This is a genomic window from Nostoc sp. CENA543, from assembly GCF_002896875.1.
Taxonomy (GTDB): Bacteria; Cyanobacteriota; Cyanobacteriia; order Cyanobacteriales; family Nostocaceae; genus Trichormus.
Map to the genome: position 1 here is coordinate 6,145,609 of NZ_CP023278.1, position 16,334 is coordinate 6,161,942.

A 16,334-nucleotide genomic window follows, 5' to 3' on the forward strand; every position below is an offset into this window, starting at 1 on the left:
GATCGCCATGACACCCAAAAAAGTGGGATGCTTCTAAAATCAACTCATTCTGCCAGACTTACGGCTGTTGCTACGTCTTTTCCCTATGATATTTTCATGAATATCAACCTGTTCATCTGAGAGCATGTTTTGCTGACTATCCTGATACCGTAAAAATGGTTCTGAGAAACTGTCAACATTTTCAGTGTGATTTTCAGTTATACTTTCCTCACCAATAATTGCAGTCCAATTAGAAATCATCAATGTTGTGTTATTCGTAGGACTAGAAATTGACCTAGATATCACAGAATTGCTACTACTGGCTGTCGATGCAGTGCTAGAAGTAGAACTGGGGAGTGTACCACCATTCGCGGCGGTAGAAGTGAGAATCTGACGCACTTGAGCATCGGTGAGATTGTTCTTAGCACTCAGCATCAAAGCCACTACACCCGCAACGTGAGGAGCCGCCATTGATGTTCCCGGCATCAGACCATATTGACCACCTGGAAGCGTCGAATATATACCAATGCCAAAAAAGTCATCGTATGCACCAGGGGCTGTGACATACGCCAGTGTGGTTGTTCCAGCACGGTTGGAAAAATCGGTTAGGGTTCTGTTATAGTTAACTGCTCCCACAGCAATTCCAAACTGGTCTGCATAGCGAGCGGGGTAGCCAGGTGCTAACTCACTTTCATTACCTGAAGCGGAAACAACAATTGCTCCTTTACTGATGGCATATTGAATAGCTGAGAGAGTATCAGGGTTAGGATTAGCTCCTCCCAAGCTGAGATTAATCACACGCGCCCCATTATCTGCGGCATAACGAATACTATTGCCTACGGAATTACCTGAACTTCTCCCTTCAGCACCACCCAAAGCTTTCAGTGCCATAATCTTGGCATTGTAGGCAATACCAGTCACTCCAAAAGTATTTCTCACCGCAGCAATAGTACCAGCTACATGAGTACCATGACCGTTATCATCCAGTGGATTGTTGTTGTTGCCGAAAAAGTTCCAACCATAGATATCATCGATGAAACCATTGCCATCATCATCTATGCCATTACCCGCAATTTCTCTGTTATTCCTCCACATATTGGCACTCAAGTCTGGGTGTGTATAGTCCACGCCACTATCCACCACCGCAACAATCACACCCTGACCAGTGTATCCCTTCGCCCAGACTTCTGGTGCTTTAATCGCATCCGCTCCCCAATCATAATTACCCAAGTCAGCGACATCAGCAAAGGTGCTTTGATTAAGGGCTTTGGCTACGGCGGCGGCAGCGTTGACTAAGCCATAACCTGTAGTGGAGTTAAATCCACCGCCATTAACAGGAGTAATATTGATTTGTGTTGTGATGTAAATGCCGTTGTTACTTTCATTGCTCTCAGCAACAGATCCTGCTCCATCGGCTTTAAATATCAGGTAGTATTTGCCAGGATTGATCGTAGGAACAAGTGTAATAGCCGTGGAGCGAGAAATAGAGGCACCAGGTGTCACACTAGCACTAGCCTCAGTTTCAATACCTAAGTAGATATCATCATCACCAAATGCCCCATCTCGTGAAAGATAAAAACTTGTCTTACTTCCTCCAGCAATGCCATTACCTTGGTTTTTCAGTTGATAGTTAACTTGCAGTGTAGCCCCGATGGCAGCACTACTAGCGGATGTAGCATTTTCGATCACTAAATCTGGCGCAGTAATCGTAATTGCTCTCGCAGCGACGTTATTATTTTCATTGCTTTCTCTGATTTTTCCATCACCATCAGCTCTATACAGCAGATAATAATTACCAGGAACAGTGTTGCTTCTAATTGTTAAAGATGTAGAGCGTGAAGTTACGGCAGAGGGTGCAAGACTAGAGATGGTATCAAAGCCTAAATAGACATCATCATTACTGAGAGTTTGGTCTTGGGAAAGATAAAAATTCGTGAAATGAAAACCTGCATTGCCATTACCTTGGTTTTTTAATTGATAGCTCAGTGAAATTGCTGTCCCAATGTTGGCACTAGTGGGATTAGAAGGATTCTGGACAATTAAATCGGGTGCAGCAATTGTAATCGCTTTGGCGGTGACATTGTTAGTTTCGTTGCTTTCACTGATTTCGCCATTGCCATCAGCTTGCAATAGCAGATAGTAGTCACCGAAATTGATATCCCTACTTATAGACAAATAGAAGTAAGACTCTGAACTATAAGTACCAGCATTCAGTACAGGATAGAAGTAGTTAGGGTCAGAGGCTAACAATCTATCATCGCTACTAAGAGTTGTGTCTCTAGACAAATAAATCTTAGTTGTATGATTACCAGCACTAGCAGTACCTTGATTCGCTATTTGGTAGTTGAGTGTAAATGAGTTTCCAGGGTCAACAATACTAGGCGCGGAAATATTTTGGATGATTAGATCAGGTCTTGGTCCATTAATTGTGATGGCTCTAGAAACGATGTTATTAGTTTCATTACTTTCTGCCACTGTGCTATCAGCATCGGCTCTGAACAGCAAGTGATAGTTACCTCCGGCGATGCTATTGGATATGAGAATCGATGCAGTTTCGGAACTGACAGCACCTGCGGCAATGCTATTTACTGCATCTGAACCTAACAACACATCATCTGTACTAAATGTTGTGTCTTTGGAAAGGTAGAATCTGGTGGTACTGGCAACGGCATTGCCAGCACCTTGATTTTTCACCTGATAACTCAATGCAATAGTGCTACCCACTGATGCAGTCGTCGGTGCTGTGGGGTTTTGAATTATTAAATCGGCAGCGTTAATCGTGATGGCACGAGAAACCACATTATTATTTTCATTACTTTCTGCCACTGTGCTATCAGCATCAGTTCTGAACAATAAATGATAGTTACCAGCCGCGATGCTATTGGATATGAGAATCGATGCAGTTTCGGAACTGACAGCACCTGCGGCAACGCTATTTACTGCATCTGAACCTAACAACACATCATCTGTACTAAATGTTGTGTCTTTGGAAAGGTAGAATCTGGTGGTACTGGCAACGGCATTTCCAGCACCTTGATTTTTCACCTGATAACTCAATGCAATAGTGCTACCCACTGATGCAGTCGTCGGTGCTGTGGCATTTTGAATTATTAAATCGGCAGCGTTAATTGTGATGGCACGAGAAACCACATTATTAGTTTCATTACTTTCTGCCACTGTGCTATCAGCATCAGTTCTGAACAATAAATGATAGTTACCAGCCGCGATGCTATTGGATATGAGAATCGATGCAGTTTCGGAACTGACAGCACCTGCGGCAATGCTATTTACTGCATCTGAACCTAACAACACATCATCTGTACTAAATGTTGTGTCTTTGGAAAGGTAGAATCTGGTGGTACTTGCACCTGCACTTCCCACACCTTGATTTTTCACCTGATAATTCAATGCAATAGTGCTACCCAATGATGCAGTCGTTGGTGCTGTGGGATTTTGAATTATTAGATCTGGATTCCCTGCCGAAGTAATATTAATGAGATTGCCAAAGGCATTGTTATATTCATTACTTTCACTTACATAGCCATCAGCATCAGCATAGTAAATCAAATAGTAGTTACCAGGGTTGATGTTACTACCTATGGATAGTGTGACTGACTCTTGACTAGATGCACCAGCCGCCAGACTATTCACAGCGTCTAAGCCTAGATAGACATCACTACTGTCGATATTCAAATCTGGAGATAGGTAAAATCTGGTATTACTAGCACCAGCACTGCCATTACCTTGATTCCTCACTTGATAATTGATTTGAATACTGCTACCAGCTTTGGCTGAGGTGGGAATTGAGGCGTTTAATATTGTTAAGTCTGGTTGGGTAATTGAGATTGACGCACCAAAAGCATTGTTATTTTCATTACTTTCACTCACATAGCCATCAGCATCGACATAGTAAATCAAATAGTAGTTACCAGGCCTGATATTACTACCAATGTTGAATGTGGCTGATTCTTGACTAGATGCACCAGCCGCCAGACCATTCACATAGTCAAAGCCTAGATACACATCACTACTATCGAGATTCAAATCTGAAGATAAGTAGAAATCAGTGTAGCTATATCCAGCACTCGCACTACCCTGGTTTTTCACTTCATAGGTGATTTGAACATTGCCACCAACGATTACCGACGGAGGAATTAGGGCGTTTGGTGCTGTTAAGTCTGGTCGAGCCGTTGCAGTGGCTGTCATCAAGACACTATTGCTCTCAATACCTTCAGTTAGATAGCTAACAGGATAAGTATCGGATGTTAAAGAGTCTAGTGTGTGCCATATGGAACTACTATGAATGCTGGATTGGAGGGAATTTACATTACTGAAACCAGAAGGGAAATAATCTCCGCCCTGATGAAAAATATTAGGATTCTGGTTAGATGACAGCATTCGATTTACATCATCTAATGGATGAATATTGTTGATTTCATTATTCATATAACTGAATTTTCTGAACTAAATGAATAAACTGAATTATCTGAAAATGAAAGTTGAAATTATCTGAAGATTAATCCAGGATTAATTCACTGAAGGAATTACAGGGATTATAAATGATTACATGAATTAGTGTAATCAAGTTAATACTCAATGACAACCATACTTTAAAAGCATATATTTTCTTCAGAAAAATAATATTTAGTGGCTAATTTATTTGTACAAAATATGTGCAGTCAGGGATACTTGCTCAAACAATACAGTCCACATTAGATAAAAAGTATTATGTAGAGACACGATTAATCAGATATATGAATCAATTCCAGATTTAAAATTAAATGCAGCTATTCTTCATTCGGTATGGGTTTGAAACCTAGTCTTTTCCGATCAGAGGGTGCGGGAAAGGTCAGATGATTTCGCGATCGCTATCCTTTATTCTCAACTCTAGTTAAGAAGGATAAAGTTTATTGAACAAATCTTGAAAGCTTAGATACAATGAAATACGTTAAATCACAAAATTAGCACTACTTGGCCATTGAGTATCTGCCATTTCATCAAAACAAGTGGCTACGTATTGGCTAATTGCAAGACTTTCAGGGTAACTACAGAATAGTTGCTACTCATCACCCGGAGTAAAGACTTAAACAATACTAATTGCGTTTTTTCAGGTTTGTTGTCGCTATTGTGTCAAAACTGTAAATCACGAAATTTATAAAAATCAGATCACTGAAATCAAGAGCAATCAAGATGACCAGAGGAGGAGAGTATGGAAATCTTTGATTATGTAGTTTTAGGAGCTGGATTAGGTGGACTAGCAACAGCAGCTTGCTTAACACGCCAAGGATATAATGTAGCCGTTTTAGAAAAACATTATTTACCAGGTGGTTGCTGTCACACGTTTGATTATGGCGAATATAGTTTTTGTGCTGATGTCCATTATGTTTCTCAATGTGGTCATGGTCAGACAATTGCACAGTTTCTTAACTATATCAACAGAGATATACCCTTTAATAGTCTTGACCCAGACTGCATAGATCGTGTGATTACACCGGAGATAGATTTTAAAATTCCCCTGGGATGGGAAAGTCTGCGTTATCGCTTGCTTGCAACTTTTCCAGAAGAAGCTGATGCTATCAACCGTTACTGTCATGAGATTCAGCAACTCCACCAAGAAATTCGCAGTTTAAACCAGGAGGTGCATTGGTATCATCAAAAATGGTCTGATTGGCTAAAATTGCCGAAATATCTCCATTTGTTTCGCAAACGCCACTGGACGCTACAAGATTTATATAATCACGTAGGTTTATCACCCAAATTACAAGCCATCTTAGCGGGACAAAGTGGTGATTACGCACTATCACCCCAAGAAATCGCCCTCATCACCCATACTTCCCTAGTTTGGGACTATTCTGAAGGTGCTTATTATCCCAAACATCACTTTCGGCACTTTGTAGACACTATTGTGGATACCATTACCGCAGGTGGTGGCGTTGTTGCCTACGCTACCACCGTTAACCATATCCAAGTTAGTAACGGTAATGTTCATAGTGTACTAGCTGATGGCAAAATCTATCGTGCTACCAAAGCTTATATTAGTGACCTTGACCCGAAATTAACAGTGGAGTTGATGCACGACAATGAAGCCATCAGCCAAAAAGAACGTCGGCGGTTGACTGGCTATGAATACTCAGCCAGTGCTTTTAATATCTACTTAGGTTTAGATAGCCGCTTTCAACCCCAAAATTACGGTATTGGTAACTGGAACATTTGGTACTATCCTACAGGCAACCTCAACCGAGAATATCAACAACAATTGCAAGGAGACTTTAGCCATCCCTGGATTTTCTTGTCCTGTCCCACGATGAAATCTGATGAACCAGGAATGGCACCTCCCGGACATCATATTTTGGAAATCGCTACAGTTTGTCCTTACGCACCCTTTGCACATCTGCATAAAACAGACTTACAAGCCTACAAAGCCAAAAAGCGGGAAGTCTACCAGCAAATTATGCACAGCGTCAAAGATTTGATTCCTGATATCGACAACTACATCCGCATGAAGATTTACGGTACACCCACCACCAGTGAATATTATCTAGGACAACCAGAAGGAAATATTTACGGTGCGAAATTAGTCCCCCAACAAGTAGGACTAAATCGCATAGGCTACAAAACGGAATTACCGAACTTGTTTCTAGTTGGTGCAAGTGCTGGTTATCCCAGTGTACCTGGTGTCATTGGTAATGGTATGGATGTAGTAGAACTACTGACTGGGGAATCAGTGTGGCGGAGAGTTTCTCGGAATCATGCTTTAGTGGGGGTGTAGGGGATTGGGGACTGGGGACTGGGGACTGGGGAGACAAGGTAGACTGGGGAGACAAGGTAGACAGGGGAGACAAGGTATGAGAGAAGAAAAGCCGTTCCCTGTTCCCTGTTCCCTGTTCCCTAATGACTATTGACTATTGACTATTGACTAGTACATTGGGAACAGGTTCTACTTTTGTGGTTGTCTTAGTTTGAGAATCACCAAAAAAGGTTGCATCTCATGAATCGTATCCTCATCGCGGAAGATGAACCCCGCATTGCGGCTTTTATTGAAAAAGGCTTGCGTTCCCACGGTTTTACTACGTATGTGGCGGCTGATGCTGATTCTGCTACGAATATGGCATTAAGTAGCAGTTTTGACTTGATGATTTTGGATTTGGGGCTTCCTGGTAGAGATGGTTTAGATGTATTGGCAGAAATACGGGGACAAGGGGAAATTATACCGATAATTATTTTGACTGCCCGTGATGATATTCAGGATAAAGTGGCTGGGTTTGAAGCTGGTGCGGATGACTATGTAACTAAGCCTTTTCGCTTTGAAGAATTGTTAGTGCGGGTAAAGGCTAGGTTGCGTCAAGGTAGTAGTCATCAAGCTGTATCTGAAATGGTTCTCAGGGTGGGAAATGTGGTTTTAGACCTGCGATCGCGTAAGGTCAAAGTAGGTCAAAACACCGTAGAATTACCTGCAAGGGAATTTACTCTAGCAGAAACTTTTTTTCGTCATCCAGGACAAGTTTTAAGTCGTGAACAATTATTAGATCGAGTCTGGGGTTACGATTATGACCCAGGCTCAAATATTGTTGATGTTTATGTTGGTTATTTACGCAAGAAGTTAGGCAGTGAGTTAATTGAAACCGTCCGAGGTATGGGTTATCGCCTGCGGAATTGAGGGTTTTGATGTTCAGTTGACAACTAGATTTTCCCAGAAGATATACATTTTGATCTTCAAAATAACTCTAAAATTGCCATTAAATCTCTGCTAATTTATCTGCAATGTTGACTAATAAAAGCACCAATAGAATCGATGAAAAAACCGACAAACATCATAATAAAGGATTTTTATGGGCTACACGTACTCGCATCCTCTTTTGGTATGCTATCATCTTCTGTTTTATTTTTGTAGTAGTTGTCCCAGCATTTCGGGAAGTTTTATATGCGCGCATTAATAACCGTGTGCATCGACAAATAACAGAAAAAATGCGGATATTTAATGAATTAATTAGTCGAGATAGCCAACTTTCTCCTCATCTCGAAATTGATGAAGATCCTGAAGAAGTAAATCGTTTGAGGGAAGCTGATAACCGTCTGATCAAAAAACCGAAAAATAGGGAAGAGTTGAGAGAGTTTCTAGATGCTTTTTTAGGAAATCAATTACCAGAAGATGATACCTTTCTAATTATGCTTTGGAAAGGAAAATTTTATAAATCTAGTCCTAGAGCTAGACCCAAAGAACTTAGTCGAGATTCTAAAATTATTCGGTACTGGGCAAGATTAACACAACCAGAACAAGGAGAAAAAGTAATTCCTGGAAGTAAAGTTGATAGTATTGTCTATCTCGCTCAACCGGTGAAAATTAAAGATGAGGTTATGGGAGTATTTGTGATTGCTCATGCTACGGCTGGTGAAAGAGGAGAAGTTTTAGAAGCTGTGGCGGTGATTATTCAAGTGAGTGTAGGAGTTCTCTTTTTAGCTTTAATTTTAGCTTGGTTTGCTTCAGGAAAAATTCTCGCTCCTTTGCGCTTACTTACCCACACGGCTCGTCAAATTAGCGAAACAGACTTAAATCAACGTCTCAATGTCGATGGTGGTGGAGAATTAGCAGAATTAGCAGCTACTTTTAATGAAATGATGGATAGATTGCAAGCTGCTTTCATTAGTCAGCGTAATTTTATTAATGATGCTGGGCATGAACTACGAACACCCATTACAATTATTCGTGGTCATTTAGAATTAATGGGAGATGACCCCCAAGACAGACAAGAAACTCTGACTCTAGTTATGGATGAGTTAGAGAGAATGAATCGCTTTGTCAATGATTTAATGTTACTCGCAAAAGCCGAACGTCCTGATTTTTTGCAGTTAGAAATCATAGATGTTGCTAGTTTTACAGAAGAATTATTTGCTAAAGTCCAGGCTTTAGGCGATCGCAATTGGCAACTCCAGGTTACTGGTAAAGGTAAAATCGTTGCAGACCGTCAACGCCTGACTCAAGCCGTGATGAATTTAGCACAAAATGCCACTCAACATACAAATCATACTGGTACAATTTCCCTGGGTTCAATGATTCACCAAGGTACAGTGAGTTTTTGGGTGCGGGACACAGGAGAAGGTATCGCCAAAGCTGATCAAAACAGGATTTTTCAGCGTTTTGCTCGTGCTACCAATAGCCGCCGCCGTTCTGAGGGTGCTGGCTTAGGGTTATCTATCGTCCAAGCTATTGCAGAGGCTCACGACGGAAAAGTTACCTTAGAAAGTAAAATAGGTGTAGGGTCTACATTCACAGTTATCTTACCTTTGGAATCACCGCCAAACACGAAATTAAATATGTAAATCAGTGAAAGTGATATCAATTAAATCGATATTTATTACTGTTATTTGTGTATTAGCACTCACAATTGTATTGGCTTTTTCTGATTATCCCCATCAGGGAGATGCGATCATAGTTCCTCAAGCGGTAAAAGCTGCTTTTAAAGCAAAATATTCTCAGATTCCTCATAGTTGGCAAAGACATGAATATGGTTATGAGGCAATTTTTATCAAGGACAATATTAAATATGAGGCGGAATTTTCCCAAACAGGAGAATGGTTAGAAACAGAACAATACGCCCAAGCCAAAGACTTTCCTCCTTTGATATTAAACCGCATCCAGCAAGAACGCCCTCAATTTACCATTACCAAATATGAAATTGAAATTACACCCCAAGGGATATTCTATGAAGTAGATATCACCGATGGAGAAACTGAAGAGGAATTATATTTCGATAGTAAAGGTAATCCTCAAATAGATTTGTATGAGGATTGATGAGAATCATTTTAATGAGTCATTTTCTATAAATCCCTATATCTATGCTTGGCATAGATTTTCTAATTGGGTTAGTTCGGTTTGAACACTATTAAGATGATTCTCTAATTGCACAATTAGCTCAAAAGTACCTCTGTAATCTTGTTTTGCTGCTAGTTGTTCTAGCTGCTTGGATGCTGATTGTATCAAGTTAGCACCAATATTACCGCTACTACCTTTGAGTTGATGAGCAGTATTGTTGATGGTTTTAAAGTCATTCGTCGTGATAGCCAGTTTCATCGCGGCTAAACAGGAATGAGCATCTTCCACAAACTCTTGTAATAAGATTAATTCAAATTCCGTATCATTGCCTGATATTGTATGTAAACGTTCCCAATCAATGGTTAGGCAATTGTCCGTTGCCTTTTTCTCATATCGAAGGAGAATAAATTCTCTCCAATACTCTAAAGCTGCTGCTAGTTTTTCTTTGGAAACGGGTTTACTGAGATAGTCATCCATGCCAGCATTGAGACAATTTTGGATATCTTCTTGCATAGCATTAGCAGTCATGGCAATAATTATCGGTGGGCGACGATTAGCAAAATTATTATGCTCCCAACGATTGATTTCTCTAGTAGTTTCTAACCCATCCAGAACAGGCATTTGGCAATCCATTAATATCAAATCGTAAGGAATTTCTTTTAATAATTGCAGAACTTCTTGACCATTAGCAGCTACATCAGCACTATATCCCAAATTTTGCAGCAGTTTTATAGCTAATTTTTGGTTGATCAAATTATCCTCAGCTATTAAAATCCTGAGTTTAGGGAAAGCACAAGCCTGATAAGTTTTCTCAGAAAAGCCAGTGTATTGATTTTCGTAAATAGCAACTTCTAAATTTTGAATATTTACAGCTTTATTTTGTATAATATCTGAAGGATGAGATAAGATGCTGATGATAGTATCTAAAAGTTTAGATGACTTAATAGGTTTAAGTAAATAAGCTGCAAATCCTATATTAAAGGCTTCTTGGAGTTCATGGCGTTGATTAGTGGAAGTCAGTATGATTAAAGGGATTTCTGCAAGAGTAGAATCAGCTTTGATTTTTCTACCCAAAGTCATGCCATCAATTTCAGGCATCTGCATATCAATTAGAATCACATCGTAAGGTTTTTCCTGCTGACAAGCTGTCTCCAGAAGCATCAGAGCAGATATGGCACTATTGGCTTGATCTACTTGCATTCCCCAATGAGTAGCTTGATGATAAATAATTTTGCGATTAGTATCATTATCGTCTACTACTAAAAGTCGGCGATTCATCAATAGTTCGCTATGCGGTATTGTAGAAATCGGTAAAGTTTGTTTTTCTAAAGGAATTTCAAACCAAAAATTAGAACCCTGACCTAACTCACTTTCTACACCAATTTCTCCTCCCATCAATGTGACTAATTGCTTACAGATAGCTAATCCTAAACCAGTGCCGCCATATTTGCGGGTAGTGGAAACATCAACTTGGGAAAATGGTGTAAACAGTTGACGTTGATTTTCTGGTGTAATCCCAAGACCAGTATCTGTAATAGAAAATTTCAGAATAGCTGTGTTCGTAGTTTCCGATTGTAATTCTACTTTGACTACTACTTCTCCGGTGTTAGTAAACTTGATAGCGTTACCAATTAAGTTCATGAGTATTTGTCGCAGGCGACTACTATCACCTTGGAGGTTAGTAGGAACGTTACTATAAATTAAGGCAGCAACTTCTAATCCCTGGCGATGTGCTTGGGGTGCTAATAAATCCAAAACTTCTTCCACACAAGTGGATAAATCAAACTGGAGAGTTTCTAAAGACATTTCTCCTGCTTCCAGTTTGGAAAGATCCAAAATCTCGTTAATCAATGATAAAAGCGCATCACCGCTAATCCGAATAGTTTCCATAAAATCGCGCTGCTCTAAGTTGAGGGGAGTTTCTAACATTAAGCCAGTCATCCCCAAAACAGCATTCATCGGTGTACGGATTTCGTGACTCATATTAGCTAAAAAAGCACTTTTGGCTTGAGAAGCTAATTCAGCTTGGTGACGAGCAACTTCAAGTTGTGCCTGTGCTTGTTTGCTGTCAGTGATATCAATACCTGTAGCGATAATGTATTCGACTGAACCTTGGAAGTCTTTCAAAGTCGTATTTGACCAGGCAATTAATCGTCGGCTACCATCTTTCGTTATCCAGGAATTTTCGTAATCCTGAATATCTTGGCTAGTTTGACCGGACTGCAACTTTGTAAAAACTGCTTTCACAGATTCCACTTCTTCAGGAACTAAAAATAGATTCCAGAAATATCTACCTCTGACTTCATCAAATGAGTAACCTGTCATCTGTTCACAAGCTTGATTAAAGCGCACTATTTTTCCTTGGGAATCAACAACTATTACCAAGGCACTAACTGTATTTAGTACAGCTGAGATAAAGTTACGCTCTTCATTGAGGGTAGATTCTACCGATTGCCGTTGTGTAACCTCACGGTAAATTAAATAGTAGACTACAGCCAGAATCACAAAAGTTACAGCAATGGCGATCGCTAAAGTCAAAACTGTACTGTTAGCAGTAACTGTTGCAGCTTGTGATTGTTGCTGGAAACGCTCCTGTTGCTGGCTCTCAATTTCACGAATGATGCGGCGAATATCATTCATGAGATTTTGTGACTGATGTGATTGCATCAGCTGTAATGCCGGACTTAGTCCTTGATGTCGTCGCAAGTCTATAGTTTGTTTGATTTCAGACAGTTTGGCGATAACTAAGGGTTGGAGCTGATCTAAATGCTGTTGTTGTGTGGCTTCATCAGCTGTTAATTGTCTCAGTTCCTCAAATTCACGCTCTACATTGGCAACTGCTAGTTGATATGGTTGAATATGCGATTCCTCTCCCGTGAGGATATAGGCTTGTTGTCCAATTTCTGCATCTTTAATTTCTGATAGCAGTATTTCTAATTTGTTAATTTTCTCTTGGGTTTTTTTAACTTGATTATTTGTATTGATTAATAAAAGCGTGTTCTGATAAGAAGCGATCCCAATCAAGGCCAGTATAATCGATGCTAACCCAAAACCCCCAGCGATCGCCTTGAAGAATTGTCTACGTACCTTCTGGTTATGTTTGCGTTGCTGGGTGATAAGTGCTAAATCAGCTAAATTTCGCCGTAATTCCATTTGCTTGATGACTTGGCGACCTAAAGCTTGTAATGCCTCCATTTGTTCAGGAGTCAGATTTCGAGGTACATAGTCAATGACGCAAAGAGTTCCCAGATTATAGCCTTCAGGGTTAGTGAGGGGGACACCAGCATAAAAACGAATATGGGGGTCTGAGGTAACTAAGGGATTGGTGGCAAACCTGTCGTCAGATTGAGCATCAGGTACGATGAAAGTCTCCGATTGCAGAATGGCATGAGCGCAAAATGCTACATCTCGATGTGTTTCTCGTACATTTAACCCAACTCTTGACTTAAACCACTGGCGATTCTGATCAACTATGCTGATTAAGGCAATGGGAGTACCGCAAATATATGAGGCTAAATGAGTGAGGTCATCAAAAGTAGCTTCAGCTGGTGTATCCAGGATTTTGTATTCTAAAAGTGTCTCAATTCTTTGTGCTTCGTTTTTGGGTAATGGTGCTTTCATTGATGACAATCTCTACTCATAGACTAAGCTATATTTAAAAACCAACAGATTGATTAAAAAAATTTGAGGTATACGTAGCTTGGTAGTACGGTAGATATAGCTTATTTATCCAAGTTTAAAAATAACTTTTTTGCACCCATACCAAATTCTTCATTTGGTTATCTTCAGTCTGTGATACTGCTGCGAACCAACCATAGTTGCTTTTCAGGCACTACGACTGTAATTAGACTATTGTTTTCTCATCACAGTTGTAGGTATTAAGATATAAGATGTTAACTATTATGGCATATTGTCTTGAAAGTGCCATTCTTTTGAGAAAGAACATATGTTAATCTTGTGGACAATGTATATTTTCCGATTTAAACCTGATTGACTATTAATCCTGCTTTGGAAGCATTTGTTGATATTTGTAGGAGATTATAAATTTTTTTCAACAAGATGACAGAAGGAAATGGTTTAACTACAGTCTCATAATTCTTTGTCATCAGATGCAATTTCGGCATTCTAATTATTTGGTAGCCAAGCATAAAGAGCAAAGGAGTGTTATGTATGGCGGCATCATCACAAAGATTTTGCAGAATTGTTAAGTTATCTAAGTCAAAAAAAGGATAATTACACAAAACCAAATTTGGCTGCTCTACTGTCAATAACTCATGTCCTTCTTGATAATTACTTGTGGTAATAGCATGGAATCCACTTAATAGCAGTAATTCGTTAATCAGATCCAAGAGCAAAAAGTTATCTTCAATGACTAGGATTTTGTGCATAACATCCTTAAAATATGCAAGTTTAAGCTATCCTAGAAGCTAAAAAAAATTTGTGAATAAGTTATGAATGTAAAGAAAAATTAAGTAGATTAGTTCCAATTGAGCAGTAATCGCATCTGTTGTACTAAGTTAGGAGCTTTGAAGGGTTTAGTAATCACTCCTGCGATCGCTAATGTCTAAAACAATAGCACCCAATGCTATCGTCTTGTGTGATTCTCCGATAATTGGGAAGTAAGAAAGCTGCCAGTAACGTAATACTTCAGGTTCACTAGGGACAATCCCACTGATTTCTAAGTTAGAAATAGGTTGTTGAGTATCAATAAGATTTTGTAATAAAGGTAAGAGCTTAGAAGCAATTTCCGGCAATAAATCTCCAAAGGACTTGCCATAATGTGCGGCGATAGTATGACCATTAATCTGAGCTAATGTTTGATTAACTTTTAAAAAGTAAAAATCTTTATCTACAATACCTAATCCTATGTTTACTTGACTGGCTGCCTGAAAAAAACCCTCTAACAATTGCTCACTTTGCCTAAGTTGGCGTTCTAATTTCTCTCTTTGAAATAGCTCTTTTTGTAATTTATTGTTAGCTTGAACTAATTGAGATGTACGCTCTACAACTCTTAATTCTAGTTCAGCATTCAAATTTTTTAATCTCTCTTCTGCTTGTTTGCGTTCCCGAATATCGCGTGTCACAGTAGCGATAGTATGTGGCTGACCTGTAATTTGATTTTTGAGTGTAAAAATATTGCACCAAACGGGAATTAACTCTCCCGTTTGAAAATTTTGCATTTGCCATTCACCTTCCCATCGGCCTGTAGAAATAACACTGGGAATTATTTGTTGTTGAAAACTTTGATTCCATTCTGAAGTTTGGTATTCCCAGATAGTTGTTTGCTGCACATCTGTATTTTCTAACCCCAACAAGCACTGTCCAGCCGGGTTAATATACTGCACTTGACCATTCAAGTTAGCAGTAGCAATAAAATCAGAGCTATTTTCAACAATTGAAACTAATTGTCGGTATTTTTCTAATTGTGCTTGTAATTCTTCAAATAGCGTAGCTTTTTGAATGGCTATTCCTATTTGGATAGCCAGTTGGTTCATCAGTTCACACTCAGCTTTTGTCCAATGGCGGGGAGCATAACACTCGTGGGCAATTAGTAATCCCCATAAATTATCAGTTTGAATAATGGGAATCACTAGATTAGCCTGAATTTGAAAACTCGCCAGAAATTCTCGATGACATTCTGCTAAGTTAGCGTCTGTGTGAATATCATCAATCACTCTTATCCGTCCCTTTTGATATTGCTCTACCCAAGTTGTCTCAAAGCAATTATCCTTAATTGTTTGTCCTAGAATTGATAAAGCTGGGTTGATAGTCGATTCTGTGGTTACGATACCACTCCAGTCTGGCTGAAATTGGTAGATAATCACGCGATTTGTTTGCAAAATCTGTCTGACTTGCGTGACAGCCGTTTGCAGAATATCTTTGAGTTTAAAAGAGCTACGAATAGCAAGGGCAGTGTTAGTTACTAATTGTTGCTGTTGTTGTTGCCATATCTGTTGTTGAATTAATTGCTGTTGTTGCAAAACTTTAGCGATCGCTTGGTGTAAACTTATTGGAGTAATATGATTTTTGACTAGATAATCCTGCGCGCCATTTTTGAGTAGAGTGACAGCTAACTCTATATTTTCTTGACCAGTAATTATAATTGCTGGAATCCAACTTTGATTGGTTTGTTGGTAAAGATGTTGCAAAAATTCTAACCCGTTCATATCCGGGAGTAAAAAGTCAATTAATAAAATATCTGGCATTGTCTGTTGGCACCAAGCCAACGCATCTTCCCCATTATCGAATTCAATAATTCTGTAGAGATTTTGTCCATGTTGTTTTAGATACCGACTGTAAATAATCCGATCTGTTTCGGAATCCTCAACTAAAACAACGGTGTATTCTTGTTTGTTAACTGAAGTTATAGGCTCATCGATTAATGGATGAGGTGCTTGATTTTCTGTACTACTAAATGGGAAGGGAAAGCTCACCAATTGTTTAAGAGATGCGACTTCTTGCTGTAAAGTTTCTACCTCAATAATTAATTGTTTTCTAGTTTTTTTAATAGTCATATATTTATTAATAAATAATTATTTTTTCC

General features: G+C 39.3%; 8 protein-coding genes. 4 read left to right on the plus strand and 4 right to left on the minus strand.

Going from position 1 to position 16,334, the window contains the following annotated elements:
* Positions 1-39 precede the first annotated feature (39 nt).
* Positions 40-4,425: a CARDB domain-containing protein gene (locus tag CLI64_RS25790; protein WP_103139893.1), complete on the minus strand. Its 4,386-nt coding sequence runs from the start codon at positions 4,423-4,425 to the stop codon at positions 40-42.
* Between the two features lie 763 nt (positions 4,426-5,188).
* Here CLI64_RS25790 and CLI64_RS25795 point away from each other — a divergent pair.
* The 4 genes from CLI64_RS25795 (at position 5,189) to CLI64_RS25810 (ending at position 9,769) form a co-directional block, all read left to right on the plus strand.
* A complete protein-coding gene (locus CLI64_RS25795; protein WP_103139894.1) occupies positions 5,189-6,748 on the plus strand; it encodes an NAD(P)/FAD-dependent oxidoreductase in 1,560 nt (519 codons plus the stop codon).
* Positions 6,749-6,967: 219 nt separating this feature from the next.
* Positions 6,968-7,636, plus strand: coding sequence for a response regulator transcription factor (locus CLI64_RS25800; RefSeq protein ID WP_103139895.1), 669 nt, complete (start codon positions 6,968-6,970; stop codon positions 7,634-7,636).
* Positions 7,637-7,740: 104 nt separating this feature from the next.
* Positions 7,741-9,297: a HAMP domain-containing sensor histidine kinase gene (locus CLI64_RS25805; RefSeq protein WP_103139896.1), complete on the plus strand. Its 1,557-nt coding sequence runs from the start codon at positions 7,741-7,743 to the stop codon at positions 9,295-9,297.
* 4 nt (positions 9,298-9,301) lie between these two features.
* Positions 9,302-9,769, plus strand: coding sequence for a PepSY-like domain-containing protein (locus tag CLI64_RS25810; protein WP_225977429.1), 468 nt, complete (start codon positions 9,302-9,304; stop codon positions 9,767-9,769).
* A 42-nt stretch (positions 9,770-9,811) separates the two neighbouring features.
* On the opposite strand, the gene CLI64_RS25815 is transcribed toward CLI64_RS25810, so the two are convergent.
* From CLI64_RS25815 to CLI64_RS25830, 3 genes are all read right to left on the minus strand, one after another.
* On the minus strand, positions 9,812-13,411 hold the full coding sequence (locus CLI64_RS25815; protein WP_103139897.1) for a response regulator: 3,600 nt from the start codon (positions 13,409-13,411) through the stop codon (positions 9,812-9,814).
* 359 nt (positions 13,412-13,770) lie between these two features.
* Positions 13,771-14,178 (minus strand): response regulator, encoded by a 408-nt coding sequence (locus CLI64_RS25820; RefSeq protein ID WP_103139898.1) that lies wholly within the window; start codon positions 14,176-14,178, stop codon positions 13,771-13,773.
* Positions 14,179-14,325: 147 nt separating this feature from the next.
* Complete coding sequence (locus CLI64_RS25830; RefSeq protein ID WP_103139899.1) at positions 14,326-16,305, minus strand: GAF domain-containing protein; 1,980 nt, start codon at positions 16,303-16,305, stop codon at positions 14,326-14,328.
* Positions 16,306-16,334 lie beyond the last annotated feature (29 nt).

Coding starts and splice junctions, on each gene's coding strand:
- CLI64_RS25790 (WP_103139893.1), bottom strand. CDS start 4,425: ATGAATAATGAAATCAACAATATTCATCCATTAGATGATGTAAATCGA.
- CLI64_RS25805 (WP_103139896.1), top strand. CDS start 7,741: ATGTTGACTAATAAAAGCACCAATAGAATCGATGAAAAAACCGACAAA.
- CLI64_RS25815 (WP_103139897.1), bottom strand. CDS start 13,411: ATGAAAGCACCATTACCCAAAAACGAAGCACAAAGAATTGAGACACTT.
- CLI64_RS25820 (WP_103139898.1), bottom strand. CDS start 14,178: ATGCACAAAATCCTAGTCATTGAAGATAACTTTTTGCTCTTGGATCTG.
- CLI64_RS25795 (WP_103139894.1), top strand. CDS start 5,189: ATGGAAATCTTTGATTATGTAGTTTTAGGAGCTGGATTAGGTGGACTA.
- CLI64_RS25830 (WP_103139899.1), bottom strand. CDS start 16,305: ATGACTATTAAAAAAACTAGAAAACAATTAATTATTGAGGTAGAAACT.
- CLI64_RS25800 (WP_103139895.1), top strand. CDS start 6,968: ATGAATCGTATCCTCATCGCGGAAGATGAACCCCGCATTGCGGCTTTT.